This is a genomic window from Arenibaculum pallidiluteum (genome assembly GCF_017355985.1).
Taxonomy (GTDB): domain Bacteria; phylum Pseudomonadota; class Alphaproteobacteria; order Azospirillales; family Azospirillaceae; genus Arenibaculum; species Arenibaculum pallidiluteum.
The window spans coordinates 1-24,698 of the sequence record NZ_JAFIQU010000008.1; the positions used below are offsets into that span (position 1 = coordinate 1).

At 69.9% G+C, this 24,698-nt stretch carries 26 protein-coding genes and 1 pseudogene; 10 read left to right on the plus strand and 17 right to left on the minus strand.

Going from position 1 to position 24,698, the window contains the following annotated elements:
* Positions 1–101 precede the first annotated feature (101 nt).
* On the minus strand, positions 102–1,007 hold the full coding sequence (locus JUB13_RS16890) for a trypsin-like serine peptidase (protein WP_207481050.1): 906 nt from the start codon (positions 1,005–1,007) through the stop codon (positions 102–104).
* 256 nt (positions 1,008–1,263) lie between these two features.
* On the opposite strand from JUB13_RS16890, the gene JUB13_RS16895 reads away from it, so the two are divergent.
* Together JUB13_RS16895 and JUB13_RS16900 are read left to right on the plus strand one after the other, a co-directional pair.
* Positions 1,264–2,103 carry a DUF3108 domain-containing protein gene (locus JUB13_RS16895; RefSeq protein WP_207481053.1) on the plus strand — a complete coding sequence of 280 codons (840 nt, stop codon included), beginning with the start codon at positions 1,264–1,266 and terminating at the stop codon, positions 2,101–2,103.
* A gap of 68 nt (positions 2,104–2,171) precedes the next feature.
* Positions 2,172–2,393: a DUF3072 domain-containing protein gene (locus JUB13_RS16900; RefSeq protein WP_236025015.1), complete on the plus strand. Its 222-nt coding sequence runs from the start codon at positions 2,172–2,174 to the stop codon at positions 2,391–2,393.
* 61 nt (positions 2,394–2,454) lie between these two features.
* On the opposite strand, the gene JUB13_RS16905 is transcribed toward JUB13_RS16900, so the two are convergent.
* On the minus strand, positions 2,455–3,435 hold the full coding sequence (locus JUB13_RS16905) for a S1C family serine protease (RefSeq protein ID WP_207481058.1): 981 nt from the start codon (positions 3,433–3,435) through the stop codon (positions 2,455–2,457).
* Positions 3,436–3,711: 276 nt separating this feature from the next.
* Between JUB13_RS16905 and JUB13_RS16910 the strand changes: the two genes are divergently transcribed.
* On the plus strand, positions 3,712–4,533 hold the full coding sequence (locus JUB13_RS16910) for a universal stress protein (protein WP_207481059.1): 822 nt from the start codon (positions 3,712–3,714) through the stop codon (positions 4,531–4,533).
* A gap of 196 nt (positions 4,534–4,729) precedes the next feature.
* Positions 4,730–5,722: an aldo/keto reductase gene (locus JUB13_RS16915; protein WP_207481061.1), complete on the plus strand. Its 993-nt coding sequence runs from the start codon at positions 4,730–4,732 to the stop codon at positions 5,720–5,722.
* 57 nt (positions 5,723–5,779) lie between these two features.
* On the opposite strand, the gene JUB13_RS16920 is transcribed toward JUB13_RS16915, so the two are convergent.
* Entirely contained in the window at positions 5,780–6,220 is a 441-nt protein-coding gene (locus JUB13_RS16920) for a hypothetical protein (protein ID WP_207481063.1), read from the minus strand.
* A gap of 243 nt (positions 6,221–6,463) precedes the next feature.
* On the opposite strand from JUB13_RS16920, the gene JUB13_RS16925 reads away from it, so the two are divergent.
* Together JUB13_RS16925 and JUB13_RS16930 are read left to right on the plus strand one after the other, a co-directional pair.
* The gene (locus JUB13_RS16925; protein ID WP_207481065.1) at positions 6,464–6,817 is read left to right on the plus strand and encodes a hypothetical protein; all 354 of its coding nucleotides are present in this window, start codon (positions 6,464–6,466) and stop codon (positions 6,815–6,817) included.
* Between the two features lie 252 nt (positions 6,818–7,069).
* Positions 7,070–7,249: a hypothetical protein gene (locus JUB13_RS16930; RefSeq protein WP_207481067.1), complete on the plus strand. Its 180-nt coding sequence runs from the start codon at positions 7,070–7,072 to the stop codon at positions 7,247–7,249.
* Positions 7,250–7,373: 124 nt separating this feature from the next.
* Here the strand turns inward: JUB13_RS16930 and JUB13_RS16935 are convergent, their stop codons facing one another.
* Together JUB13_RS16935 and JUB13_RS16940 are read right to left on the minus strand one after the other, a co-directional pair.
* Positions 7,374–7,946, minus strand: a complete 573-nt coding sequence (locus JUB13_RS16935; RefSeq protein ID WP_207481069.1) for a DUF882 domain-containing protein — start codon at positions 7,944–7,946, stop codon at positions 7,374–7,376.
* A gap of 230 nt (positions 7,947–8,176) precedes the next feature.
* Positions 8,177–9,919, minus strand: a complete 1,743-nt coding sequence (locus JUB13_RS16940) for a L,D-transpeptidase family protein (RefSeq protein WP_207481071.1) — start codon at positions 9,917–9,919, stop codon at positions 8,177–8,179.
* Positions 9,920–10,106: 187 nt separating this feature from the next.
* Here JUB13_RS16940 and JUB13_RS16945 point away from each other — a divergent pair, with 187 nt between their 5' ends.
* Entirely contained in the window at positions 10,107–11,255 is a 1,149-nt protein-coding gene (locus tag JUB13_RS16945) for a pentapeptide repeat-containing protein (RefSeq protein ID WP_207481073.1), read from the plus strand.
* A gap of 35 nt (positions 11,256–11,290) precedes the next feature.
* Here the strand turns inward: JUB13_RS16945 and JUB13_RS16950 are convergent, their stop codons facing one another.
* The gene (locus tag JUB13_RS16950) at positions 11,291–11,731 is read right to left on the minus strand and encodes a hypothetical protein (protein WP_207481075.1); all 441 of its coding nucleotides are present in this window, start codon (positions 11,729–11,731) and stop codon (positions 11,291–11,293) included.
* Positions 11,732–11,791: 60 nt separating this feature from the next.
* Complete coding sequence (locus JUB13_RS16955) at positions 11,792–12,853, minus strand: DNA topoisomerase IB (RefSeq protein WP_207481077.1); 1,062 nt, start codon at positions 12,851–12,853, stop codon at positions 11,792–11,794.
* Between the two features lie 147 nt (positions 12,854–13,000).
* Here JUB13_RS16955 and JUB13_RS16960 point away from each other — a divergent pair, with 147 nt between their 5' ends.
* Positions 13,001–13,681 carry a hypothetical protein gene (locus JUB13_RS16960; RefSeq protein ID WP_207481079.1) on the plus strand — a complete coding sequence of 227 codons (681 nt, stop codon included), beginning with the start codon at positions 13,001–13,003 and terminating at the stop codon, positions 13,679–13,681.
* 127 nt (positions 13,682–13,808) lie between these two features.
* Positions 13,809–14,570 (plus strand): metallophosphoesterase family protein, encoded by a 762-nt coding sequence (locus tag JUB13_RS16965; protein ID WP_207481081.1) that lies wholly within the window; start codon positions 13,809–13,811, stop codon positions 14,568–14,570.
* Positions 14,571–14,586: 16 nt separating this feature from the next.
* Here the strand turns inward: JUB13_RS16965 and JUB13_RS32225 are convergent, their stop codons facing one another.
* The 10 genes and pseudogenes from JUB13_RS32225 to JUB13_RS17010 all read right to left on the minus strand — a co-directional run bounded on the left by JUB13_RS32225 (position 14,587) and on the right by JUB13_RS17010 (position 23,923).
* The gene (locus JUB13_RS32225) at positions 14,587–14,922 is read right to left on the minus strand and encodes a response regulator (protein ID WP_407928156.1); all 336 of its coding nucleotides are present in this window, start codon (positions 14,920–14,922) and stop codon (positions 14,587–14,589) included.
* Between the two features lie 103 nt (positions 14,923–15,025).
* A pseudogene (locus tag JUB13_RS16970) lies at positions 15,026–16,174 on the minus strand (sensor histidine kinase); the annotation flags it as partial.
* A 103-nt stretch (positions 16,175–16,277) separates the two neighbouring features.
* Positions 16,278–17,273 (minus strand): peptide ABC transporter ATP-binding protein, encoded by a 996-nt coding sequence (locus JUB13_RS16975; RefSeq protein ID WP_207481418.1) that lies wholly within the window; start codon positions 17,271–17,273, stop codon positions 16,278–16,280.
* Positions 17,274–17,290: 17 nt separating this feature from the next.
* Entirely contained in the window at positions 17,291–18,271 is a 981-nt protein-coding gene (locus JUB13_RS16980; RefSeq protein ID WP_207481084.1) for an ABC transporter ATP-binding protein, read from the minus strand.
* A gap of 5 nt (positions 18,272–18,276) precedes the next feature.
* On the minus strand, positions 18,277–19,188 hold the full coding sequence (locus JUB13_RS16985) for an ABC transporter permease subunit (protein WP_207481086.1): 912 nt from the start codon (positions 19,186–19,188) through the stop codon (positions 18,277–18,279).
* Between the two features lie 4 nt (positions 19,189–19,192).
* Positions 19,193–20,203 (minus strand): ABC transporter permease subunit, encoded by a 1,011-nt coding sequence (locus JUB13_RS16990; RefSeq protein ID WP_207481087.1) that lies wholly within the window; start codon positions 20,201–20,203, stop codon positions 19,193–19,195.
* Between the two features lie 85 nt (positions 20,204–20,288).
* Positions 20,289–21,884 carry an ABC transporter substrate-binding protein gene (locus tag JUB13_RS16995; RefSeq protein WP_207481420.1) on the minus strand — a complete coding sequence of 532 codons (1,596 nt, stop codon included), beginning with the start codon at positions 21,882–21,884 and terminating at the stop codon, positions 20,289–20,291.
* A gap of 230 nt (positions 21,885–22,114) precedes the next feature.
* Positions 22,115–22,654, minus strand: a complete 540-nt coding sequence (locus JUB13_RS17000; protein WP_207481088.1) for a hypothetical protein — start codon at positions 22,652–22,654, stop codon at positions 22,115–22,117.
* 14 nt (positions 22,655–22,668) lie between these two features.
* Positions 22,669–23,280 (minus strand): hypothetical protein, encoded by a 612-nt coding sequence (locus JUB13_RS17005; protein ID WP_207481089.1) that lies wholly within the window; start codon positions 23,278–23,280, stop codon positions 22,669–22,671.
* The gene (locus JUB13_RS17010; RefSeq protein ID WP_207481090.1) at positions 23,273–23,923 is read right to left on the minus strand and encodes a MotA/TolQ/ExbB proton channel family protein; all 651 of its coding nucleotides are present in this window, start codon (positions 23,921–23,923) and stop codon (positions 23,273–23,275) included. Before JUB13_RS17010 ends, JUB13_RS17005 begins: the two co-directional genes overlap by 8 nt.
* A 308-nt stretch (positions 23,924–24,231) precedes the next feature.
* Between JUB13_RS17010 and JUB13_RS17015 the strand changes: the two genes are divergently transcribed.
* Positions 24,232–24,654 (plus strand): CBS domain-containing protein, encoded by a 423-nt coding sequence (locus JUB13_RS17015; RefSeq protein ID WP_207481091.1) that lies wholly within the window; start codon positions 24,232–24,234, stop codon positions 24,652–24,654.
* The last annotated feature ends 44 nt before the right edge of the window (positions 24,655–24,698 follow it).

Sequence of the window (24,698 nt, forward strand, 5' to 3'; positions counted from 1 at the left end):
TCCGCCTGCGTGCCGAGATCGCCCTGCGCAAGGTCCAGATGATCCGCCTCGCTCAGGCCCATGCCGCGCAGTACACGGGATCGTGAGCGGGGATACGCCGCTCAGGGGCCGAGCGCCAGGGAGACCGGCGCACAGCCGCGCCCGCGCAACCCCGCAGGCTTCGCCGGAAGCCTGCCCTGCCCCGGCACCGCGGCGTCCGCCACGTAGGGCAGCACGTCGCTGATGAACTGGGCCGCGGCGACCGCGACGCCGCCCGGGGCGAGATCCGGCGGCGACCGCTGGCCGTCGCGCGGCGCGAAGCCGGTCACCATCCCGATCAGGCAAGGCTCGCCGGAACCATCCAGCCGCAGGAGCGGCCCGCCCGAGTTCCCCGGGGCGGTCATGCAGTCGTGCACCCAGGACATGCCGAAATCCGCCGTGCCCAGGATCCTGCAGGCGGGGTCCAGCCAGGCGGCCTCGCCGCCCTTGTCGGCGGGATAGCCCGCCAGGGCGACGTCCATGCCTTGACGGGACGCGCGGCCGGTGTTGAGCGCCGCCATCGCATACCAGCCCGTGCGCCAGCCGATGCAGGGCCTGACCTCCAGGAGCGCCCAGTCCCGCGGCCGCCCCCAGGTCACCGGCCGGCCCCGGGCCTGAAGGCCGGCGACGGTGGCTCGCACGCGGTAGGTACGGCTGTCGTCGGCGATCCCGTCGGGCTCGAAGGCCAGGTGATAGGCAGTGAGGACGTGGCAGGGCGATACGAAGGTCCCGGTTCCCAGGGCACCCCCCGCCTCGTCCGCGGCTGGCCGGTCCGGCAGGACGAGCGCCACGGGCCCGAACAGTGCCCTGTCGCCGGGCCCGAGCGGACGGCGGTCGTCCGCCTCGGCCCCCGCGGTCCGGAACATGGCGGGCCCCAGAACCACCAGGACGACCGCCAGGATCGCCACCGGCGCCAGCAGGGACCATCCGGCGGCAAGCAGGCTCCACGCGCGGTGCTGCCGGGCTCCGCGGCCGGGGTGATCGTCCACAGGCACGCCTCCTGCGGGCGGCGCCGCGGCGGCTCCCCGAGCGGCGTCCCCAGCAGCAGAACGCGCGGGCGCGGGCGGAGATCCATGGCGCCGGGCGGCACCCTGTCCGGACCTTCGCGCCCTGGACCTTCAGGCAGCGCCCCTGGCAAGCTCCATCCGGCACCCCATCTCAACGGCCATGCGCCGGAACCCGGCACGGCGCGCCGTGGCGCATCCTGCGCCCGGCCGCGATGCCCGCGACCAGGAGAGCCGCCCGATGCACGTCCGCCTGCTCCCCGCGCTGGTGCTTCTGCTGGCCGCCCCGTCCGCGTGGCCCCGGGCCGAGGCCGCGCCGTCCCCCAGCGACGTGGCGCTGCGCTATGCGATCCATGTCGGCGGCCTTCACGCCTTCGACGCGGGCATCGTCGCGCGGCTGCACGAGGGACGCTACGAGCTCGAGGGAGAGGCGGCGTCGCGCGGCCTGGCCGACTGGCTGGCATCGTTCCGGGGGCGCTCGCGCGCCGAAGGGACGCTGGTGCCGTCCGGGGCCCGCCCGGAACGATACCGCTCGGACCGGACGTTCCGCGGCAGCGCGCGCACGGTCACCGTGGAGTACGGCAATGGCGGAGTGGCGGAGGCGGTCGAGCCTCCCGCGGCCAGGCAGGATCGGGATCCCGTGCCGGACGCCGTGAAGCCCGGGACCGTGGATCCCTTGAGCGCGGGGCTATCGACGGTGCTCGCGGCCTTTCGGGATGGGCGCTGTGGCGGCACGGAACGCATCTTCGACGGGCTTGCGCGCTACGACCTCGTGGCCAGCGACACGGGAACGGCGGCGCTCACCGCCACCAGCTACGGCATCTATTCCGGCCCGGCCATCCGCTGCTCCCTGGACCAGCGCATGCTCGCGGGCTTCTGGCGCGGCCGGTCGGCTTCGAGCGCGAACCAGGCGGATCGGCGTCCCATGACGCTGTGGCTCGCGCCAATCGGACCCGGCGGCCTGCCCCTGCCGGTCCGCGCCGAGTTGGAAGGATGGTTCGGCTCCGTCGTCGTCCATCTCGTCGGCGGCACCGGCCTGGAGCTCGGCGCCGACGCCGCGGAAGCCGTGCCCGCCCCATAGGCACCCTTGGGGAACCAACTCCCGCACAGATGGTTGATGAGAACGGACCAAGAACAATGGAGTCCGGAATGACGAGGCAGAAGGTCGACGAATCCTATGCGAAGGATTCCAACCTCGAGAAGGATCCCGAGGACTGGACAACCGGTGACGAGCCGATGACCGGCGCCCAGGCCTCGTACCTGAAGACCCTGAGCGAGGAGGCCGGAGAGCGCTTCGAAGAAGGCCTGACAAAGGCCGACGCCTCCAAGCGCATCGACGCGCTCCAGGAGAAGACCGGCCGCGGCAGGTGACCGCGGCAATGCTGCCGGAGACGGCGGCGGACCGGACGGCGCTCCGTCCGGTCCGCCGTCCTCAATGCAGGCGGGCCGGCTTCAAGAAGGCGTCCCGGTCCGCCGAGCCGACCCGGACGTCGAAGACATCCCCGTCGCGCTCCAGGGTCAGAGGGATGTCGATCCCCGCAGGGCCGACGGCCCAAAGCGCCTGGTAGAACCCGGCGAGCGTCCCGACGGGCTTTCCAGCGACCGCGCGCACGACGTCGCGGGCACGCAGCTCGGCGCGCTTGGCAGGACCGTCACCGGCCAGGCCGACGACGATGACCCGGTTGCCTTCGTCCTCCATGGCGTACAGCCCAAGCCAGGGCCGCGAGGGTCCGGCCGCGCGGCCGCGGGTCAGAAGATCGTCCAGGATCGGCTTCAGCAGGTCGATGGGAACGCTCATGTTCAGAGGAACGACGCGCCCACCGGGCGCCTGATGCTGGAGCTGCAGCGACCCGATGCCCAGCAGCTCGCCGCGCGAGCCGATCAGCGCGGTTCCGCCCCAGTTGGGATGGGACGGCGCGGTGAAGATCGCATCCTCGATCAGGTATTCCCAGTAACCCGCGAACTCCTGCCGGGCCACGATGCGGGCCGACAGCGAGCGGCTGCGCCCGCCGGCCCCGCCGATGACCACCGAATCGCCGAGTGCCGCGCGCCGGGAGTCCCCCAGCGGCATGGCCGGGGCCCCAAGCGGCGCAAGGGCCTGCACGAGGCCGAAGCCGCTGCCATAGTCGTAAGCCAGCGCATGGCCCGGCACGACCCGCCCGTCCCGGTTCGTGAGCCAGACCTCCTCCGCTTCGGTGATCAGGTAGCCGATTGTCAGCACGAGCCCGTCGGCGCGGATCACCACGCCCTGGCCGGAGCGCTCCGTCCCCAGGACCTCGGCCGTGAAGGCGTCGCCCGGCACCCGCGCGCGCAGCGAAACCACGGATGCGAGGGCGTGGTCGAGATCGTAGCCCAGCGCCTTCGGATCGGGCTGGAACTCCGGCGGGATCTGCCAGTCGTCCGGTGAACGCATCGGAAGCCTCCCTGGAAGGGCCGCCCAAGGTCGCGCCCCTTTGCTAGGTAGGAGTTCCGGCTTCCTTCGACCAGGGGTCGAAGGCCGCGAAGCCACGGCGTCGCCGGCAGCTCGGCACGCCTGCCCCCTGCCCCGCCCGCCCCGCCCCGGCCCGGCCCGGCCCGGCCGATGCGCGGATGCGGCGCGGTTGACCTCGATCAATCACGGCTGGCCCCGCCGGGCGCATTCTTCGGCGTACGTGCGGCGGGAGCGCCGCCGATCACAGGGGAGGCGGAAATGCAGCTTCGAGATATTCTCCTGCTCGTCGGAAGCGGTGTTCCCGCCTCCGTGCCGCGGGCCGCGGCGCAGCTCGCGCGCCGTCACGACGCCCACGTCACGGGGCTTTTCGTCGCCCCGCCCGTGGCCCCCGTCGCGGGCCAGGGAGGCGAGCTGATCCAGGACGCGCTGCGCCAGAGGCGCGCAGAGGCCGTCGACGAGGTGAAGACCGTCTTCGAGGCCTGCATCGCCGAGGCCGGCATCCAGGCGCGCTCCGAGTGGCGCTCCGAGATCGGCGAGCCCGCGATTGGGGCCCGCCGTTCGGCGCGCCGCGCCGACCTCGCCGTGGTCTGTCAGGCGCCGCAGGACGGCTACATCCAGATGAACGGCCCCCGGCCGGAGGACCTTCTCTTCGGCAGCGGGCGCCCTGTCCTGGTGATCCCGCGCTTCGGCGAGTATCCGAGCATCGGAGAGCGCGTGCTGGTCGCCTGGGACGGCAGCGCCGAGGCAGCGCGGGCCGTCAACGACGCCTTTCCATTCCTGGCCGCCGCGCGCAAGGTCACGATCCTGGTGGTCAACCCCGATGCCGAGGCCGTCGGCGCGCTGCCCGGCGCGGATATCGCCCGGCATCTTGCCCGCCACGGGATCGAGGTGACGGTGAGCCGGACCGAGAGCCGCGAGCTCGCCATCAGCGACGTGCTGCTGAACTTCTCAGCCGACGAGGGCGCCGATCTCCTGGTCATGGGCGGGTACGGCCATTCCCGCCTGCGCGAGATGGCATTCGGCGGCGTGACGCGGGACATCCTGAAGACCACCACGCTGCCGGTCCTGATGGCGCATTAGGCGGAGGGCCCCCACGCCCTTCGGCGGACCTTCCCTCGACCGCGGGGACGCGACGCCCGGGGCATCCATGGCCCCGGGTGACTGCCTGCCATGCCGGCAGATTCCCGGATGGTCCACGAAACGTCGCGCCGGCCGCCGCGTTGAAGCATGCATCGCGCCGCCATGCGGCGAAGCCCCCACGATGCAGGAGAGCCCGATGGCCGACGCAAAGCCGCGCTTCCGCCCGCCAGGACCTCTGGGCTTCGGAGGCGCCCCGCTCGGCAACATGTTCGCGCCTGTCGACGAGGAGACCGCGCAGGGCGCCCTGGCCGCCGCATGGGACAGCGGTGTGCGCTACTTCGACACCGCCCCCCATTACGGCAGCGGGCTGTCCGAGCATCGCTTCGGCCAGGCGCTGCGCGCCCGCGAGCGCGACGACTTCGTGCTGTCGACCAAGGTCGGGCGGCTTCTCTTGCCGGACGAGAGCCAGCCGGAGAACCCGCCCTTCGTGAAGAGCGGCATGCCGTTCCGCCCGGTCTACGACTACTCCGCCGACGGCGCGCGGCGCTCGATCGAAGACAGCCTGCAGCGCCTCGGCCTCGCCCGCATCGACATCGCCTTCATCCACGACATCGCCGAGGACCATCACGGCGCCCTGTGGACCGACATGTTCGAGACCGCCATGGGCGGCGCGGCGGCCGCCCTCACGCGGTTGCGCGAGGAGGGCGTCATCCGCGCCTGGGGCCTCGGCGTGAACCTGACGGAGCCTTGCCTCAGGGCCCTGCGCATGGCCGATCCCGACGTCTTCCTGCTCGCCGGACGGTACAGCCTCCTGGACTTCTCGGCGCTCGACGAGCTGTTCCCGGCCTGCGCGGAGCGCGGCGTCAGCGTGGTGATCGGCGGACCCTACAACTCGGGCCTGCTGGCCGGCGGGACCAGCTTCGACTACGCGCCCGCCCAGCCCGAGAAGGTCGCGGCGCGGGACCGCATCGCGGCGCTGTGCCGGGACTACGAGGTCGACATGCGTGCGGCGGCACTGCAGTTCTGTGCCGCCCATCCGGTCGTCGCATCGGTGATCCCCGGTGCGAAGAGCGCCGAGAAGGTCCGCCTGAATGCGGAGCTGATGCGGCAGCGGATCCCGGGCGAGTTCTGGCGGCGCCTGAAGGAGGGCGGGATCGTTCCGGAGCACGCCCCCACGCCCGGCGACTAAGCCGCGGCTGAGCAGCACCGGGACACGGCGCCAGGAAGAGCCGGCGCCAAAGGCGCCTCAGACCGAGCGGCTGCCGTCGTCGGGGCGTCCTTCCTCATAGCCCGCGAAAAGCGGCGACTTCATCTCCGCCGGGCCGCCGGACGAGCGCAGCCCGGCGGGCGCCGGGCCCGCCTCGCCGAGGAAGCGGCGCGACACGGCCTCGCGCAGCGCCTTTAGCCCCGCCAGGTCGCCGCGCTGGAGAGCGTGGCGGCACAGACGTTCGAGATCCTCGTGCTCGGCATCGGAATGCGGCAGCGCTGCGATCCGCTCGCGCAGCGCCTGGGCGGCGGTCCGGGCCGCCGCGATACCCGCCTGCGCCACCGCGATCTCGTTGACGAGGTCGGCCGCCAGGAACGCGGCCTCGCGCAGGAGCGCCTCCTGGCGGCGCGCGGAGAAATCCACGACCGTCGGTGCCGGCATCGGGCCGGCACTGGACGAGGGACGACCATCCGAGGACATGCGGCGCGCTCCGGGATCCGGCGAGGTCGGCAACGGGACAGCCGACCATGGAGTGGCACCCCGTTCCAGCCGGCCACGGATGATATACTAATATATCAGCTTGTCGGCAATGTCCCTGGAAGGGCTGCCGCAGGGTGGAGTCGTGGACGAAGGCCGCGGATCTCTTCATGCACCTTCGGGCAATGGACGGGCCGCTTCCGCGGCAGCCACGATTCGAGACGGCCCAAAGGGAGTTTCACCATCATGCGCCTTCTCGCGTCCGTTCCCGTCCTCTCCGTGCTCGTCCTTGCGGGCGCCGCTCAGGCCCAGACCGCCGGAGGCGTGATCCCCACGCCCGTCCAGTGCTACGAGATGTTCCAGCGCCGCCCCGCCGACGACCGTCAGGCGGCGGACGCCTGGAACCTGTGCCAGTGCATGAATGCGAGCTGGGCCAAGAACATGACGGCGGACGAGCATCGCGCCGTCACCTCGACCATGAACCAGCTCAAGGGCCCTTCGCCCGAGGCGATCCAGCTCATCAGCAAGTACATGCCCGCGGTCCGGAAGGAATGCCCCTTCCCCGAGAGCGTCAAGGCGATGGCCGCGGCGCCGTGGTGACGCGCGCCACCGCCTGAGCGCGGACCCGCGCGGGGTGATCCGCGCGGGTCTGCCGGCGAGGCTCGGCCTCGGGGCAGCAGACGAGTTTAGGGAAGAAGACTTCCAGGCGGGGCACGTCCGCGCCTTTCCGGTGGCCTCTGGTCACTGAAGTGACGGTGTGACACCGGGTTCCGCGACGCCGCAGAGCGCCGACCCCCGTGAACTTGCTCCCGCGCGCCGCTTGGCCACGGCCGGCGCCGGCCGATCACCTGGATGGCCGTGGTCGGCGAATGGCGGCGCGATTGGGCGCACGAAGAGACGGTGGCGGGCCGTCCCGACGTGGTTCTCCAACATTGCGGCGCCAGCGACATGGCCTTCGCCGGGGAGATCCAGCCTCTTGCCGCCCGCGCCGCGGCGGCGGTCTCGGCCGCCCACGTCCTGACCGCATCCTGACCGCGTTCTGCCTGCGCCAGCCCGCGTCAGCCGGGAGCGGTCTCGGGTCCGCCTCGAACCTCAAACCATTCCCAGTTCACCGAAGCCGGTGCCGCTTCACACGATCCTGTCGATCGGCGGACAGTTACCAGGTGCGGACCGGGCCCACGTCGACATGGACGAAGTTGCTGCGGGGATAGAAGCCGACGCCGCCGCGGCGCATCGCGAGCGCGGAGCGATAGATCCGCCGCGTGTCCACGCCGGGCATGCGGATGTCGATCGCCATCCCGCGCATGTGATAGCTGAAGTTGGCGACGCCGTCGGTGGTCTCGTGCAGCATCGCGTTGGTCGCGGGCGAGCGATAGCCGGAGATCACATGCAGGGGATCGCGGCGCCCGATCTTGGCATAGAGGCCGTGCACGAGATCCAGCAGCCGCGGGTCGATGGGATGGACCTGGTCGTTGCGGTGATCGCGCAGGAGCCGCTCGATCGCCCGGAGCGCATCCTTCTGGTAGCTGCCCCGGGACCAGTACTCCGCCGAAAGCCGCTCGCCCGTATGCAGGTTCAGGAAGGACAGCCGCCGCGGCGGAAGCGTTCGGGCGGCCGCTTCGGCTTCGCCCGCGGGAAGCGTGGCCGCCGTCGCAAGGGCCGCAGCCCCCAGCATCAGAAGACGCCTGCGCCCGATCGCCGGCGCATCTCCGGCACGATCCTGGTCCATGAAGCCCCCGCAGCTTCGGTTCCTCGTTGGGATCGGAGCCGGAGTTAGCCCCGGTTCTGCCCGATTTCGACCCAACTGCTGCCCAAAGTATTTAACGGGGGCGTGTTAAGCAAAGGTTGATAGGTGTGACTGCCGATGTGCTCACGATAGAGGCAGAACCAGCATTCCCGCCCGTTCGGGGTGCCCTTGCGGGACGGGCGAGCCGGGGCTTCGTGGGCCCCGGCCCGCGGTCAGGGGCTCGTGGCCTTGGCGGGTGTCGCTGCCGGGACCATGGCCGGAGTCGTGGCCGGGACGGCGGCCACCTTCAGGGATCCCGCGTGCCGCTTCGCCAGAGCCTGGATCATCAGCTGGTCGCGGTCATAGATGTCTGGGCGGAACTGCACGCCGCTCTCGGGGTCCGGGACCACGGTCTGATAGGTCAGGTAGACCGGGACCGGACGCCGCAGATAGACCGTGCGGGTCTGTCCGGCGTCACGCACCTGCTGGATCCTCTCGGCGGGCCAGTCGGCCATCCCGGAGAACAGGAAGGCCGTCAGCGCATCGGGATCGCCCACGCGCACGCAGCCCGAGGACAGGGTACGGACGTCCCGGGTGAACTTCCCGCGCTGCGGGGTGTCGTGGAGATAGACGTCGAACGCGTTGGGGAACATGAACTTGACCGTGCCCAGCGGGTTCGTCGGCCCGGCCTCCTGGCGCAGCCGGTAGCGCGTGATGCCCTTGCCGACGCGCTTCCAATCGACGTCGTAGGGGTTCACGACCATCGCGTCCTCGCCCCAGCCTTCGCGGATCGTGATGTTCTCGCGGATGAAGAAACCGGGATCCTTGATCGCCTTGGGCAGGATGTCCTCGCGGGCGATGGTCTCAGGCACCGTCCAGGTGGGATTGAACACGAGATGCCCGATCCGGCTCGCCAGGATCGGGGTCTGGCGCACGGCGGATCCGACGATCACCGGCATCTGCAGCTTGACGGCGCCACCCTCGACCGCCTTCAGGGAATAGTCCGGCTGGTTGACGATCACGTGCCGGTCGCCGAGACGGTCGGGAAGCCAGCGCAGCCGCTCCATGTTCACGACGATCTGCTGGATCCGCCGCTCCAGCGAGACGTTGAGCTGTGCGCGCGTGCGCACGCCCACGACACCGTCGTCGCCGAGGCCGGTCCGGGCCTGGAACAGCTTCACCGCCGCTTCCAGCTCCTCGTCGTAGATGTCGGAGTCGAGATCTGCGCCGGCGAACTCCCCCGTGGAGGCGAGGCGCCGGCGCAGCGCGGGCACCGAGGCGTCCTGCATGCCGGGCTTCAGGATCGGCCCGGGGCCGGCCGCCGGCCAGCCGCGGCCGGCGGCGACGGCCTCGCGATAGACCGCCAGCGCCTTTCTGAGGGCCGCGTAGTCGAGGTGTGGCGGGGCCAGCGCCGCCAGCTTGGCCGTGGCGTCTGGCGCGGTCGCGATCGCCTGGGCGGCCGCCACGGGGTCGAGCGCGACCGGCGCCACGGCGAAGGCTTCGTCCAGGCCGGCGGGGTCCAGCCGGCCGGACCGCAGATGGACCGCATAGGACATCAGCGCGTCGGAGATCAGCAGTTCCAGCTCGACGCGTCGCTCGGCCGTGGCGGGGACCAGCCGCGCTTTGATGGATGCAGGCAGGTAGTCGGCGGGGTCCAGCCCCTCGGCTGCGGCATCCTGCAGGGCCGCGACCACGGCAGCGCCCTGCGCCGTCAGGCCCGAAGGCCCGGTCCAGGCCGCCTGCCCCTTGCGCTCGGTGTAGAAGCGGCGGACCGAATCGCCATGGGCGAGGGCCCGCCCCTCGACCGCTAGCGGTCCCGGCGCTGCAAGGCGCCCCGCGAGCGCGCCATCCGCGACCGCGGCCGGCCGCACCGCCGCGCCGGCGACCGCCGGAGTCGGCGCCGCCACCGACGCCGCCGCGGAAAATTGGGTTCCGATCGCCAGGCCGGCGAGCACCACCGTCAGCACGCGCTTCATCGATCGTCCTTACGCATTTCGTCCGGTCTTAGCCTCGATTCCTGCCGAAGCCAAGGCACGCGCCAAAAATGTCCCGTGCCGTTGCCGCACCGCAACGTGCCGTCAACATGCCGTTGCGGATCATGCTGCAGCTTCTTTTAAGGGTTCGTAATGACTCTTACCGATCATCCGACCGAAAGAGGTAGCCATGGTGCGTCCATCCTGGGTCGATGACATCCTTGAACGCCACGCCCGCTGGGTCGCTGGCGCGGCCGACGGCATGCGCGCGGAGCTCAGCCGTGCGGAGCTCGAGGGCATCAACCTGTCGAGGGCAGATCTGCGCGGAGCACGCCTGGCCGGGGCGAAGCTGTCGCGGGCGCGGCTGGATGATGCCCGGCTGGAAGGTGCCGACCTGTCCGGTGCGGACCTGCGACGCTCCCGCCTGGGCGGGGCGGACCTCTCGCGCAGCCTGATGCGCGGGGCGCGCATGCGGGGCGCCGATTGCACCGACGCGAAGCTCCGGGCCGCGGATCTGAGCCCTCCGCCGCGCGCGCGCCATGGCGGCGCGGCCGAACGCACCGACCTGATGGAGACGGTGCTGCGCGGCGCGGACCTGACCGGCGCCGACCTGCGCGGCTGCGACCTGCAGAACGCCGACCTGACCGGCGCCGACCTGTCGCGGGCGAACCTGACAGGAGCCCGCCTGTTCGGCGCGCGGCTGGCCGAGACTCGGCTGGGGGGCGCCATCCTCAGGGATGCCGAACTGGTGGGCGCGATCCTGGAAGGCTGTGATCTTTCGCCTGCCGACATCCAGGGCGCGCGCTTCTCGGCCCTGATGGATTCGATGGGTTCCGAGATCCAGCGGATCATCCACGACCACGAGCGCTGGATCCAGAGCAATGGGCGCCGTGGCGCCCGGGCCGATCTGGACGGCCAGCGGCTGGACCGGATCGACCTGCGCGACGTCGACCTGAGCGGCGCCACGCTGCGCGGCGCCTCGTTGGTCGAGGCGGTGCTGGCGCAGGCGAAGCTCGTGATGGCGGATCTCTCGGGAGCCGACCTCAGCGGGGCGATCCTTCGCGGCGCCGACCTGTCTGGAGCGGATTTCGGCTATGCCCGGCTGGTCGGCGCGGACCTTCAGGGTGCCCGTCTCGCTCCGGCCGAGATCCTCGACCCCAGGGGTCGCCCGACGGGCCGGACCTGGGTCGTCAGCCTGCGTGGCGCGGATCTGACCCGGGCGCGCCTGTCCGTCGGCGCGCTGCAGGGCTGCATGACGACGGAGGCCCGGCTCGACGAAGCCGAGTTCGAGGATGCCCGTCGTCCCGCCACCCGCGTGGGCGTCCTCGGCCTTTACTGACGGCAGACTCGGCATCGCCAGGGGCAGAAGCCGGCTCAGGGCCGTGGCGTGATCTCGCCGGTGCGGGGGTCGATCAGGATCCAGACCCAGCGCCCGTCGATCCTCTGCACCTCGGCCGCGTAGAACTCCCCTTCGCGCGAGAAGGAGCCGAGCTGCGAGAATCCGAGGCCGCCGAACCGGTTGAGCAGCGTGGTCCTGACGAGTTCCTCCTCGGTCTGCTGGCGGTCCATGCGATCGCCCACCATCGGGATGCCCTGGTCGCGCGGGGCCAGCAGCAGCCTCGGATCGGGCTGGGCCTTGGGCGCGGGCGGCGGGATCAAGGTCTGCCACCCCTCCGGCGGCGGGACCTGCCGTCGCACTGGACGCTCGATCTCGATGCGGGAGGAGGGCTGGTCCTGGGCCAGAACCGGCCGAACGAGCGCCGCAACGCCGATCGCTGCCGCAGTGCCCAGGACGAAGCGGGTTCCTGGTCTCATGGGACATCGCCTTCCGTGATCCGTCGGAAGCCTGATACCGTCGGCGGGGTAAAGGAAAGCCTACCGGACGGATCGGAGATAGGCCGCGACCGCCGCCTCGTCCAGGTCGAGCTTCGGCGGGCAAGCGCCCTCCAGCGCCGCGCGGCATGTGGCGAGTCCCTCCACCAGCGTTCCGTCGAGATAGCTGCTCGGCACGACCGGATGGACGTAGGCCTTCCGGCAAAGGGCCGGCGTATTGCCGAGCCGGCGCGCGACGTTCTTGATGACCGCGCTGACGTTGCGCTTGGCCTCGGTCTTGAGCGCCGCCGGCGGCAGGGCGCACAGCTCGGCTGCGGCGGCAACCGTCGCGCCCCAGGTGCGGAAGTCCTTGGCGGTGTACTCTTCGCCAGTGACGCGGCGAAGATACTCGTTCACATCGGCGGATTCGACGGTGTGCCGGCTTCCGTCCTCGTCCACGAACTGGAAGAGCTCGTGGCCCGGCAGGTCCTGGACCTTCCGGACCAGCCGGGCGAGGCGTGGCGAGCGCAGCTCGATCCGGTGCTCCTTCCCGTGCTTGCCCACGAAGTCGAAGACAAGCCGTCCCCGCTCGGCCTCGACATGCTCGTCGCGCAGTGTCGTCAGCCCGTAGGAGCCGTTCGCGACGGCATACTGCCGGTTCCCGATCCGGATCAAGGTCCGCCCCATCAGCTCGATGATCAGCGCGATCACCTTGTCTCGAGGCAGGCCGCGGAGTGCCAGGTCGGCCTCGACCTGCGTGCGCAGGGTCGGCAGGGCGTCCACGAAGCCGACCACACGCTCGAACTTGTGGGAGTCGCGCACCTCGCGCCAGCGCGGATGATAAAGGTACTGCTTGCGTCCCTTGGCATCCCGGCCGGTCGCCTGGACGTGTCCGTTGGGCACGGTGCAGATCCACACATCCGTCCAGGCCGGCGGGATCACGAGCCCTGCGATCCTTTCGAGGATGGCGGGATCGCGGACCGTCGAGCCGTCCTGCATCTCGTAGACGAAGCCCTTTCCGCGCGCGCGACGCCGGATACCCGGCCGGCGATCGTCCACGTAGCGGAGGCGCGCCTCCTTGGCTGCATCGAGAACTTCGGTCGGAACGGCGGGTATTGCGGTCATGCCTAATCAACTGGCACGCATCGCATTGTGCCGCAGCCTCCTCCAAAGGCACATGGACCTACACCGATTCGCAGCAGCGCAGCCATTAACCAAGCCGAAATCCGAGTGGTCCATGATCACCGAGGCAGACACCGTCCGGCGATCTCCATGCTCCGTCCGTTCCCTTACCTCCTCCTGCTGACTGCCCTTGCGGCGCTCGCGCCCGCTGCGGCGTCGGCGTCGCCGGAGAAGCCCGGCGGCGACCGGCCCGTCTGGACGCACTCGTGCAGCGACGGCGGGGACAGGCAGTGCCATCTGACCCTGCGCCAGCGCTATGACGCGGCGATCGGCAAGGATGGCGAGGTCGCCGTGACCCTGCGGCGCAGCCGGTCCTGCGTGACCCTCCACGTGGCGTTCGACGCGCCCGTCGCGGCCGAGCGGCCCGCCTGGATCGCCATCGACGATGGCGCGCGGCTGCCCTTCTACACCGAGGCGGAGCTCACCCGGCTCGCTCGGGCGGTCGATGCGGACCAGGAACCCGCCTGGGGCCCCGACGAGTTCCGCGGCTTCTATGCCGAGGTGAAGCAGGGCCGCGTCACCTCGGCCGGAAACGAGCTGGTGGCGCGCTTTGCCCGCGTGAAGGACAGCCACGGCCTGGGCCTCGCCTGCGCCGCGACGGCGAGGCTCATGCCCGACCTTGCCCGCGGCAGGGTCCTGACCATCGAGTTCACGCCCGGCGGCAAAGGGGAGACTGAGCCCTACCACTGGCCGCGTATGGCGACCCGTCGGGTTTCGGTACCTCTGGAGGGCATGACCCTCACACTCGACAGCACGGCACCCCGCGATTAATTGTCGAATGGCCCGCGCCTTGCGGGTCGGGACGGGAACGGACCGGGCGGAGCAGGCCCGTTGCGCGACTTCCGCTCCGTGGTCCATGCTCCGGGCGAGCGGTTCGGAATCGGGTGCCGACGTGGTCATGAACCTGTTGCATCGGCAGAAGCCGCATGAAGAGGCGCGCGCGGCCAGCGTGCCCAGGGGCGTGCGCGTCTACGCGGTCGGGGACATCCACGGCCGCCTGGACCTGCTGACGACGCTGCTGCACCAGATCGAAACGGACGCGGCGGAGCGCCCGGGCCCCGCCAACTACCTCGTCTATCTCGGCGACTATGTCGACCGCGGGCACTGGTCCCGCCAGGTGATCGAGCTGCTGCTGCGGCCGCCGCTGCCGGGCTTCGGCGCCGTGTTCCTGCGCGGCAACCACGAGCAGGCGATGCTCGACTTCCTGGAGAACCCCGCCAGCGGGCAGCACTGGCTGCGCTTCGGCGGGCGCGAGACGCTCGCGAGCTATGGCATCCGCATTCCTCCCACGGAAAGGCCGGATCCCGCCCTGCTGGAAGCGACGAGCCGGGCACTCGCATCGGCCCTGCCGCCGGCCCATGCCGCGTTCCTGCGTCATACGCGGATGAGCCTGACGATCGGCGACTACTTCTTCGCCCATGCCGGGGTGCGACCCAGCGTGCCCCTGTCCCGCCAGAGCCCTGACGACCTGCTCTGGATCCGGGACGAGTTCCTGAAGTGCGACGACGATTTCGGCAAGATCGTCGTCCACGGCCACACGATCGCCGAGCTGCCCGTGATTCGCGCCAACCGCATCGGAATCGACACCGGCGCCTACGCGACCGGCCACCTGACCTGCCTGGCGCTCGAGGGCGAGGAGCGCCGCTTCATAGGGACCTGACGCGCCGCGGCAGGGCTCACCCCGCCAGCGTCCAGCCGGTCACGCGCTCGATGGCGCTGCGCAGATGCTCGGGGCCGAAGGGCTTCTGCAGCAGGTGGATCCCCGCGGACTGGGCGGCGCGCACCTGCTCGGGGCTCGTGTCGCCCGTCATCAGGATGGCGGGAATCGCCTCCAGCACCTCGCGCAGGGCGGCGACCGCGTCGATCCCGGTCTCGCTTCCCCGCAGGCGCAGGTCCGAGAGCACCAGCCCGGGCCTCAGCCCGCCCTGCTGCAGAGCGGCCTGGGCGCGCTCGCGGCTGGGCGCCGCCACGACGCTGAGACCCCAGCCCTCCAGGATCATGCGCACCGCCATGAGCTGGACGGGGTCGTCCTCGATCACCACCACCGCCTCGGCCTCGGGCTTCTGGGGCTCGGGCACGGGCACGGACACCACGCGGGGCACGGCGGATGCGGAACACCGAGCCGCGGCCCGGGACCGAGCACAGCTCGACCGTGATGTTCAGCAGCCTCGCCGTCCGCTCGACGATGGCGAGGCCGAGGCCCAGCCGCCCGCCCTGATCGCCCTTGGCGCCCGAGGCGACCTGCTCGAAGGGCTCGAAGATCCGCTCGCGGTCGGTCTGCGCGATCCCCGGCCCGGTGTCCCAGACCTCGATGACCGCATGCCCCGCCCGCCGCCGCACCCCCAAGAGCACGCTGCCCTGCATCGTGTAGCGCACGGCATTGGCGAGGATGTGGCGCAGGATCCGCTCCAGCAGCGTCTGGTCGGTCTCGGCCTCCAGCTCGGTCGGGGAGAAGCGCAGGCGCAGGCCCTTGGCCTGGGTCTGGGGCTCGAACTCCTCGACGAGGCGCTCCAGCACCTCGGAGAGGCGGATCCGGGAGGTCGTGACCCGAGTCCGGCCCATCTCGAGGGCGCTGAGGTCGAGAAGGCCGGTCAGCATGGCCTCGCCGTTCCTGACGGCCTGCTCGATCCGGTCGGCGAGTTCGCGCTGCGCCGGGTCCGTCAGCTTGGCCTGCAGCAGGTGCAGGAACAGGTGCAGGGCCTGGAAGGGCTGGCGCAGGTCATGATTGGCGGCCGACAGAAAGCGCGAGCGGGTGCGCTGCTCCTGCTCCAGCCGCTCGCGGGCCTCGGCGGCATCGCGCTCGGCCGCCTCGCGCGCGGCGCGCTCCTGGGCCAGCCCGTCGCCGGCGGCGGCCACCTCCCCCTCGACGGCGAGGGCCGCCAAATCCGCAAGAAGCTGCCGGCCCTCCTGGCCGGTGTCGGACCGGGGCAGCCGATCGGCGACGCAGAGGGCGCCGACGATCTCGCCGTCCGGCCCGCGGAGCGCCGCCGCCGCCGCGAAGCGGAAGCCGGGCCCCATCCCCGCCGGCAGCGCCTCGCCCGTCCGGGACGGGTCCTGGCGCAGGTCCGGCTCGAACACCAGCCCGTCGCGCGCGCCCCGCCGGCACAGGGCCAGAAGACCCCGCTCGATCGAGGGCGTGTCGGCGCCCACGGCCGCCTCCAGCCTGAGATCGTCCCCCTCGGCCTGACAAAGCGCCGCCATGGGCGCGTCGAACAGCGCTGCGGCGAGGCGGGCTATCCGCGCGGGACGGAGGTCCTTGGTCATGACCGTGCGTCTGTTCCAGTCGGAGCCACGGCCCACAAGCGTGGCCCAGTGTCACGCGACAATGCAAGCGTCCGAAATCCGCGCCGTCCGGCGTGGGCGGCGATCAAGCCATCTGCTCGGCATAGTGGCACGCGACCAATCGGCCATCGACCGGGCGCAGCGGCGGCACCTCCGTTGCGCAGCGTTCGGTCGCGAAGGGGCATCGCCGATGATAGGCGCAGCCTGGGGGCGGGTTCAGAGGCGAGGGAAGCTCGCCCTTCGGGGGCGGTATCTGGGGCTTGTCCTCGAAGGCGACCCTTGGCGTCGCCGCCAGCAGCGTGCGGGTATAGGGATGCCGCGCGCGGGCGAAGATCGTCTCCTTGGGGCCGTGCTCCACGGGCTTGCCGAGATACATCACCAGCACGTCCTCGGCGATGTGCCGGACCACCGACAGGTCGTGGCTGATGAAGAGGTACGCGAGCTTGAACTCCTCCTGGAGGTCCATCATCAGGTTGAGGACCTGCGCCTGGATCGACACGTCCAGGGCCGAGACCGGCTCGTCGGCGACGACCACCTCGGGGTTCAGCATCAGGGCGCGGGCGATAGCGATGCGCTGGCGCTGGCCGCCCGAGAACATGTGCGGGTAGCGGTCGTACTGGTCGGGGCGCATGCCGACCTTGGCCATGATCACGTGCGCCCGCTCGCGCCGCTCGGCCTTGGAAAGGCTGGTGTTGATCTCCAGCGGCTCCTCGAGGATCTGCCCGACCTTCTTGCGCGGGTTCAGCGAGCCGTAGGGGTTCTGGAAGATCATCTGCACCTTCCGGCGCAGCGTCCTGCCATCGAACTCGGCCGCGAGCCGCCCGTCGAAACGCATTTCGCCCGAGGTCGGCTCGTCGATCAGCGTGACCACGCGGGCCAGCGTCGACTTCCCGCAGCCGGACTCACCCACGACGGCGAGCGTGCTGCCGGCGCGTAGCGCGAAGGACACGCCGTCCACGGCCTTCACCGTGGCATCGGCAGCGAACATGCCGCGGCGGATCGAGTAGTAGCGTTTCAGATCGCGCGCCTCGAGCACGACCGGCGAGGCCGTCTCGGTCCCGCTGCCGGGCCCCTGCCGCATGTCCATGGCGGTACCGGTCATGCCGCCTGCCCTCCAACCTGGCGCAATGGATGCAGGCACCGCGCGGCGCCCGTCTCGTCGGGAAACATCGGGATCGGTCCCATGCGGCAGTCCGCCTGCGCCTTCGGGCAGCGCGGATTGAAGACGCAGCCGGGCGGACGGTCGGCGATGCCGGGCACCACGCCCGGGATCGTGGGCAGCCGCCGCCGGCCCAGCGCACGCTCGGGCAGCGCATCCAGCAGGGCGCCGGTATAAGGGTGCCGCGGCGCCTCGAAGAGGGCGCGCGCGGGGCGGGTCTCGACGACCTGGCCGGCATACATCACGGCGACCCGGTGCGCTGTCTCTGCGACCACGCCCATGTCGTGGGTGATCAGGACCAGGGCCATGCCCCGGTCCCTCTGCAGCGAGACGAGCAGGTCCAGGATCTGCTTCTGGATCGTGACGTCGAGCGCGGTCGTCGGCTCGTCGGCGATCAGCAGGCGCGGGCTGCACGCGATCGCCATGGCGATCATCACGCGCTGGCTCATGCCGCCCGAGAGCTGGTGCGGGAAGGCCGAGAGGCGGCTTTCCGGGTCCGGGATCCCGACCTGATCCAGCAGCTCGATGGCGCGGCGGCGGCGCTGCGCCCGGTCCAGCCCCTCGTGGACCTTCAGGGTCTCCATGATCTGGAAGCCCACCGTGAAGCACGGGTTCAGCGAGGACATGGGCTCCTGGAACACCATCGCCACGTCCTTGCCCGTGAGCCGGCGGCGCTGGCGCGGCGACAGGCTGCGCAGGTCGGTGCCCGCGAATTCCATGCGGTCGGCGACGATGCGGCCGTTGTGGCCAATCAGCCCCATCACGGCGAGCGAGGTGACGGACTTGCCGGATCCGGATTCGCCGACGATGCCCAGCACCTCCCCTTCCTCCACGTGGAGGTCCACGCCGTCCACGGCGCGGAAGGTGCCGGAGCGGGTCGCGAACTCCACCGACAGGTTGCGGATGTCGAGTAGCGGCATGGCTGTCAACGCTTGAGCTTGGGATCGAGGGCGTCGCGAAGCCCGTCGCCCATGAGGTTGAAGGCGAGAACGGTGACCAGGATCGCGATGCCCGGGAAGGTGACGACCCACCAGGCGCGGGTCACGAACTCGCGCGCGGAGGCCAGCATGGTTCCCCATTCCGGAGTGGGAGGCTGGGCTCCCAGGCCGAGGAAGCCGAGCGCGGCCGCATCCAGGATCGCGGTCGAGAAGCCCAGCGTCGCCTGCACGATCAGGGGCGCCATGCAGTTGGGCAGGATCGTGGAGAACATCAGGCGCAGGGTCCCGGCTCCGCTGACCCGCGAGGCCACCACGTAGTCCTTGCCGAGTTCCGAGATCACCGCCGCGCGGGTCAGTCGCGCATAGTGCGGCAGCACCACGATGGATACCGCGAACATGGCGTTGGACAGGCCGGGCCCCAGGATGGCGACCACCACGATCGCCAGCAGCAGCGAAGGCAGCGCCAGCATCATGTCCATCAGCCGCATGATCGCGACGTCGATCCAGCCCCGGTAGAAGCCGGCGACAAGGCCGAGCACGATCCCCATGCCCAGCGCAAGCGTCACCACGATCAGGCCGATGGCCATGGAGAGCCGCGCGCCGTGGATCAGGCGCGAGAGGATGTCGCGCCCGATGTCGTCGGTGCCCAGCGGGAAGCGCAGCGTCCCGCCATCCGCCCAGAAGGGCGGCAGCAGGCGGAAGTCGCGGAACTGCTCGGTGGGCGAATGGGGCGCGATCCAGTCCGCGAAGATGGCCAGGATGGCGATCACCACGATCACCAGGAGGCCGGCGACGGCCCCCTTGTTCTCGGCGAAGCTCCACCAGAAGGTGCGCAGCGGGGATGGCGGCGCCGCCTTCGCGGGGCTGGCCATCATCTCGATGTCGTCAGTGGCGGACATGGCTTCAGCGTCCGTGGCGGATGCGGGGATTGAGGATGCCGTAGAGCAGGTCGACGATCAGGTTCACGACGATCACCAGCGTCGCGACCAGAAGCACGCCGCCCTGCAGGACCGGGTAGTCACGGCGGTTGATCGATTCGATCAGCCATTTGCCGATCCCGGGCCAGGAGAAGATCGTCTCGGTCAGGATCGCGCCGCCCAGCAGCGTGCCCACCTGCAGGCCGATCACCGTGACGACGGGGATCATGGCGTTGCGCAGGGCGTGCAGGCCGACGATCCGGCCGGCGCTCAGCCCCTTGGCACGGGCGGTGCGGATGTAGTCCTCGCCGAGCACCTCGAGCATGGAGGACCGCGTCATGCGCGCGATCACCGCCAGCGGGATGGTGCCGAGCACGACCGACGGAAGGACCAGGTGGTGCACCGCCGAGCGGAAGGCCCCGGGCTCGTCCGAGAGCAGCGTGTCGATCAGCATGAAGCCGGTCACGGGCTCGACGTAGTACATGACGGAGAGCCGGCCTGAGACCGGCGTCCAGCCCAGCGAGACCGAGAACAGCAGGATCAGCAGCAGCGCCCACCAGAAGATCGGCATCGAATAGCCGCCGAGGCTGACCCCCATCACGGTGTGGTCCCAGAAGGATCCGCGCCGGCTGGCCGCCATGACGCCGGCCGGGAGGCCGAGGATCACCGCGAAGAGGATCGCGCAGACCGAAAGCTCGACCGTGGCCGGGAACAGCTCCAGGAATTCGAGGAGCACAGGGTTCTTGGTCACCAGCGAGGTCCCGAAGTTTCCCGACAGGATGTCCCCGACATAGGAGGCGAACTGCACCCACAGCGGCTGATCCAGGCCGAGCTGCTCGCGCAGCATCGCCAGGCGCTCGGGCGTGATGCCGCGCTCGCCCACCCGGACCTCGATCGGGTCACCGGGAACGAGGCGGATCAGGAAGAAGCTCAGGAAGGTGATTCCGAGGAAGGTCGGGATCACAAGCGCGGCGCGCGAGATGATGAATTTGAACATGAACCGATCCGTCCAATGACGAATGGCGGGGGAGCCCTGGGGCTCCCCCGCCTTCCCGCCTTGGCTCTGCTACGCTAGTCGAGGATCAACGCTTCAGGTCGACCCCATGGAACTCATGCCGGCCGAAGGGCGAGATCTTGAAGTCGACGACCTCCTTGCGCACCGGCTTGAAGCTGACCGAATGCGCGATCGCGAACCACGGCGCCTCCTCGACGAAGATGGCCTGCGCCTGCTCGTAGAGCTTGGTGCGCTCGGCCTTGTCCGAAGACTGCCGCGCCTTGGTCACGAGATCGTTGAAGGGCTGGTTGCACCACTTCGCGATGTTCGACCCGCCCGCGCGGGCCGCATCGCAGCCCAGCAGCACGTTCAGGAAGTTGTCGGGGTCGCCGTTGTCGCCGGTCCAGCCGAGCTGGGCCATCATGTGCTCGCCCTGCTGGGCGCGCTTGCGGTACTCGCCCCACTCGTAGGAGACGATGTTCGCCTTGATGCCGAGCTTGGCGAGGTCGGCCTGGACGAGTTCGGCGATGCGCTGGGCGTTCGGATTGTAGGGACGCTTCACCGGCATCGCCCACAGGTCGGTCTCGAAGCCGTTGGCGAGCCCGGCCTCCGCCAGGAGCTTCTTGGCCTGGTCCGGGTCGTACGGATAGGCCTTCGTCTCCTTGTTGTAGGACCAGATGGTCGGCGGGATCGGATTGTGCGCGGCGACGCCGGCGCCCTGATAGACCGCCTCGATGATGGCCTTCTTGTCGATGGCCATGTTCAGCGCCTTGCGCACGCGCTTGTCGTCGAAGGGCTTCTTCGTGACGTTGAAGGCGAGATAGCCGACGTTCAGGCCTTCCTGCGACATCAGGTTGATGTTCGGATCCGTCCGCATGGACGCGAGGTCCGCCGGGTTCGGATAGGGCATCACGTGGCACTCGCCGGCCTTCAGCTTCTGATAGGCGACCGAGGCATCGGACGTGATCGAGAACACCAGGTTGTCCAGCTTCTCGCGGCCGCGGAAGTACTGGTCATTGGCCCGGTAACGGATCTGCGCGTCCTTCTGGTAGTTCACGAAGGTGAAGGGACCGGTGCCGATCGGCTCCTGGTCGAGCTTCTCCGGCGTGCCCTTCTTCATCTGGAAGTCGGCGTACTCCGCCGAGAGGATCGAGGCGAACATCATCGCCATGTTGGCGATGAACGGGGCCTCGGGGCGCTTCAGCTTGAAGCGGACGGTGTAGTCGTCGACCCTGTCGATGGACTCGAGAAGGTCCGCCATGCCCATGTCGTTGAAGTAGTCGTACTCGCCGCCGGACACGTTGTGGTAGGGATGATCCTTCTTCCACATCCGGCTGAACGAGAACAGCACGTCGTCGGCGTTGAAGTCGCGCGTCGGCTTGAACTCGCGGCTGGAGTGCCACTTCACGCCCTTGCGCAGGAAGAACGTGTAGGTCTTGCCCTCGTCGGAGACCTCCCAGCGCTCGGCGAGCCCGGGGATCACGTTGGTCGTGCCGCGCTCGAACTCGGCGAGGCGGTTGTAGACCGGCTGCGTCGCATCGAACGTCGTGCCGGTGGTGTTGATCTGGGGATTGAAGTTCTCCGGGCTTCCCTCGGAGCAGTAGACGAGGGTCTTGGAGCCCTGCGCCTGCGCCGGCGCGATGGCTCCCGCCGCCAGGGCCAGGCCCATGGCTGCACCGTACATGACCTTCCTCACGACAGAACTCCCTGCTTACGGGTCTATTATCATTAAGCCCTTGTGGGCCCGGGCCCGAGAATAGACCTTCGCAGGTCAGCGCTGTCAAACCCAAGTTGATCGGGCGGTCAGCCTTGGCCGGGCCGCCGCCGCGGCGCTGCGCCGGGGCCGCAACGGCATGCCTCCAGGCGGCGCCGCGACCGGCTGCGGCGGGCCTCCGAAGGCCCGCCGGGCCGCTCTCAGGCAGGCTGGCCGGGGTGCCGGAACTCGTAGTAGCTCGGCCCCTGCCCGCCCGGCCCACCCTGGCCGCCCGGCGCATAGGGCTTGTCCGGCATCTTCGGCTGCGGAGGCGTGTAGAAGCGCGGCTCCTGGCGATCCCAGCTGGGCTCGAAGGGCTGGCGCATCATGGGCTGCGTGCCCTGGCGGCTCGACTCCTCCATGGTCTGCTGCAGCTGCTCGGCCAGCTTGCGGTCCCATGGCATCTTGTAGAGGCTCGGCGCGTCGTTCCAGCGCAGGGTGAGATAGATCGCATCGCCCTCGATGAGAGTTGCCGAGAGAACCGAGGCCTCCTTGACCTGGGTGTTCACCCATTCCAGCGTGACCGGCTTCGCGCGCCCCAGCAGGCTGGCCGGCGCGGCGTAGGCCGCCGGCAGGAGAAGCGCGAAGAGCGCCACGATCAGGACGCGCGCGAGTCCCGAGCTCGCCCAGCGCAGGGCGACAAAGACCAGAAGGAGCGCGACGACGGCGACGAAGACGAACAGATAGGTCAGCGTTTCCATGACCTCGTTTCCCGTTAGAGGGCCTTCGCAGCGCGGAGCGGCTTGTGCAGGGCGTTGATGCTGCCCGCGACGAGTTCGCCGCGCTCGTTCAGACGGAATCGGAAAGCGGTGAGTTCCTGGCCCTCCCGTTCCAGCCGAACGGTCGTCGACGCGATGGGCCGCGCCCCGCCGTCCTTGTCTGCCTTTACGCGCGCCACCACGCGAACCTGCACCGGATAGACGGTATCGAGGTTCCGGAAGAGGTGGACGTTGATTGCGTATTCGCCGGGGGGAATCCCGCGCGAGAACGCCGTCTCGAAGTTGATCTCCGTCGGATCCCCCTGGCTGCCCAGGTCGTCCCTCAGCAGGTTGAAGATCAGACCGCCCTTGTTGGAATAGCCGACCGGTACGTCGCCCGGCGCCTGGACCCAGAGGTCCACGTCCGTGCGCAGCTTGTCGTCCCAGCGCACCTCGATGATCACGTTGCCGGGCGGCTCGCTCGATGCGTCGTTGGCCTCCTTGCCCTTGGGATTGATGTGGGGCAGGAGCAGCAGCGTGATGAAAACGAAGCCGGAGAGGGTCAGGAGTATCAGGTCCCTGAAGACCGTGCCGGCGTCGTCGTCCCCCTCATGCCAGGGATCATGCATGGGCGTCGGCCGGATAGGTGCCGCCGCCTGGCCCTGCCGGGATTGGGCCGTTCGCATATCCGGCATCGATCAGCGCGGCGGCGAGATTCGCGGTCCCGGTGGCAAGCAGCTGGTAGTTGGCGGCGAGCCACAGGTTCAGGACCGAGCCGACCAGCGTCGTGTAGAGCGCAACGCCCATGCCGCTGATGAGCTGGCTGACCATGCCTGCGACGGCGGTGGGGTCCGAGACCGCCTCGGCGCTGACGCCCGACAGCGCCAAGACGAAGCCGACCACGGTCCCGATCAGGCCGAGCAGCACGAGCGTGTTGGCGATGTGGCGGATGAAGGCGATCCGCGAGAAGAGGCGCAGTTCCAGCGCCCGGGTCGCGGTCGATCGGTCGTTGTTGACGACGGATTGCCTGTAGGCCGCGAGGCGCCCGCCCTGCCCCACGCGCAGGTAGTCGAGTTCACGCGTCACCTTGTCAATCCGCCAGGCACTCGCGACAAGGCCGACAACGAACAGCGCGAAGATCAGGATCGAGATCCCGCTGCTGTCTCCCTGCACGATGCGGTCGACCCAGCCATTGATCCAGACCAGGAAAAGGCCGGCGATCCCGACCAAGTTCAACGCAGCAAAACGACTCCAGAGCAGCCAATGATGCATGGCATTCCCTCTCCGATCAGGAAGGAATCCGTCGGGGATGCAGAAGTCGATTCGGCCACGCCCGCCCAGTCGCGCGTTCTAAGATGGCGGTGCCTTATGGCCCGCCCCGCTGGTGCTTCCGGCTCCGGCCCACCGCGGGCCTCCGGTCACGAATCGTCCTTGAGGGAACGTCATCGTCTTGTGAAAGTTCCTCCGCCTCTCCCAGTCCGGCGCACGGCCACCCCTCCGGGAGAGACGGCCGCCGGAACTGCTTCCGGAATCTACGGTTGTCGTTGGGTGGGGTTCTATCATGACCGAAGGAGGCACCCATGAAGGTCCGCGAAGTCATGACCGAGAGCGTTGAGACCGTCGCCCCCGATACCGCCCTGTCCGAGGCGGCGCGCATGATGCGCGACCTCGACACCGGCTTCCTGCCGGTGGGCGAGAACGACCGCCTCGTCGGCACCTTGACCGATCGCGACATCGCGATCCGCGCCGTTGCCGAAGGCAAGGACCTGGGCAGCGCAACCGTGCGCGACGCCATGTCCGATCACGTCCGATGGGTCTACGAGGACCAGGATACGGCCGAAGCCGCCCAGGTCATGGCCGACCACCAGATCCGTCGGCTCGCCGTCCTGAACCGCGACAAGCGGCTCGTCGGCGTGCTCTCTCAGGGCGACATCGCGACCCGCTCCTCCGAAGACGATCTGCTTGGCCAGACGGTCGAGCAGATCTCGCGCAAGGGCGACTAGAAGCGACCGGAGCGGATCGCGATCGGGCGTGGCCGCCAGTTCGC

What these genes read in the sequence shown, in the direction of transcription:
- JUB13_RS16895 (WP_207481053.1), top strand. Translation starts at nt 1,264, where the DNA reads ATGCACGTCCGCCTGCTCCCCGCGCTGGTGCTTCTGCTGGCCGCCCCG.
- JUB13_RS16900 (WP_236025015.1), top strand. Translation starts at nt 2,172, where the DNA reads ATGACGAGGCAGAAGGTCGACGAATCCTATGCGAAGGATTCCAACCTC.
- JUB13_RS16905 (WP_207481058.1), bottom strand. Translation starts at nt 3,435, where the DNA reads ATGCGTTCACCGGACGACTGGCAGATCCCGCCGGAGTTCCAGCCCGAT.
- JUB13_RS16910 (WP_207481059.1), top strand. Translation starts at nt 3,712, where the DNA reads ATGCAGCTTCGAGATATTCTCCTGCTCGTCGGAAGCGGTGTTCCCGCC.
- JUB13_RS16915 (WP_207481061.1), top strand. Translation starts at nt 4,730, where the DNA reads ATGGCCGACGCAAAGCCGCGCTTCCGCCCGCCAGGACCTCTGGGCTTC.
- JUB13_RS16920 (WP_207481063.1), bottom strand. Translation starts at nt 6,220, where the DNA reads ATGTCCTCGGATGGTCGTCCCTCGTCCAGTGCCGGCCCGATGCCGGCA.
- JUB13_RS16925 (WP_207481065.1), top strand. Translation starts at nt 6,464, where the DNA reads ATGCGCCTTCTCGCGTCCGTTCCCGTCCTCTCCGTGCTCGTCCTTGCG.
- JUB13_RS16930 (WP_207481067.1), top strand. Translation starts at nt 7,070, where the DNA reads ATGGCCGTGGTCGGCGAATGGCGGCGCGATTGGGCGCACGAAGAGACG.
- JUB13_RS16935 (WP_207481069.1), bottom strand. Translation starts at nt 7,946, where the DNA reads ATGGACCAGGATCGTGCCGGAGATGCGCCGGCGATCGGGCGCAGGCGT.
- JUB13_RS16940 (WP_207481071.1), bottom strand. Translation starts at nt 9,919, where the DNA reads ATGAAGCGCGTGCTGACGGTGGTGCTCGCCGGCCTGGCGATCGGAACC.
- JUB13_RS16945 (WP_207481073.1), top strand. Translation starts at nt 10,107, where the DNA reads ATGGTGCGTCCATCCTGGGTCGATGACATCCTTGAACGCCACGCCCGC.
- JUB13_RS16950 (WP_207481075.1), bottom strand. Translation starts at nt 11,731, where the DNA reads ATGAGACCAGGAACCCGCTTCGTCCTGGGCACTGCGGCAGCGATCGGC.
- JUB13_RS16955 (WP_207481077.1), bottom strand. Translation starts at nt 12,853, where the DNA reads ATGACCGCAATACCCGCCGTTCCGACCGAAGTTCTCGATGCAGCCAAG.
- JUB13_RS16960 (WP_207481079.1), top strand. Translation starts at nt 13,001, where the DNA reads ATGCTCCGTCCGTTCCCTTACCTCCTCCTGCTGACTGCCCTTGCGGCG.
- JUB13_RS16965 (WP_207481081.1), top strand. Translation starts at nt 13,809, where the DNA reads ATGAACCTGTTGCATCGGCAGAAGCCGCATGAAGAGGCGCGCGCGGCC.
- JUB13_RS32225 (WP_407928156.1), bottom strand. Translation starts at nt 14,922, where the DNA reads ATGGCGGTGCGCATGATCCTGGAGGGCTGGGGTCTCAGCGTCGTGGCG.
- JUB13_RS16975 (WP_207481418.1), bottom strand. Translation starts at nt 17,273, where the DNA reads ATGCGGCAGGGGCCCGGCAGCGGGACCGAGACGGCCTCGCCGGTCGTG.
- JUB13_RS16980 (WP_207481084.1), bottom strand. Translation starts at nt 18,271, where the DNA reads ATGCCGCTACTCGACATCCGCAACCTGTCGGTGGAGTTCGCGACCCGC.
- JUB13_RS16985 (WP_207481086.1), bottom strand. Translation starts at nt 19,188, where the DNA reads ATGTCCGCCACTGACGACATCGAGATGATGGCCAGCCCCGCGAAGGCG.
- JUB13_RS16990 (WP_207481087.1), bottom strand. Translation starts at nt 20,203, where the DNA reads ATGTTCAAATTCATCATCTCGCGCGCCGCGCTTGTGATCCCGACCTTC.
- JUB13_RS16995 (WP_207481420.1), bottom strand. Translation starts at nt 21,884, where the DNA reads ATGTACGGTGCAGCCATGGGCCTGGCCCTGGCGGCGGGAGCCATCGCG.
- JUB13_RS17000 (WP_207481088.1), bottom strand. Translation starts at nt 22,654, where the DNA reads ATGGAAACGCTGACCTATCTGTTCGTCTTCGTCGCCGTCGTCGCGCTC.
- JUB13_RS17005 (WP_207481089.1), bottom strand. Translation starts at nt 23,280, where the DNA reads ATGCATGATCCCTGGCATGAGGGGGACGACGACGCCGGCACGGTCTTC.
- JUB13_RS17010 (WP_207481090.1), bottom strand. Translation starts at nt 23,923, where the DNA reads ATGCATCATTGGCTGCTCTGGAGTCGTTTTGCTGCGTTGAACTTGGTC.
- JUB13_RS17015 (WP_207481091.1), top strand. Translation starts at nt 24,232, where the DNA reads ATGAAGGTCCGCGAAGTCATGACCGAGAGCGTTGAGACCGTCGCCCCC.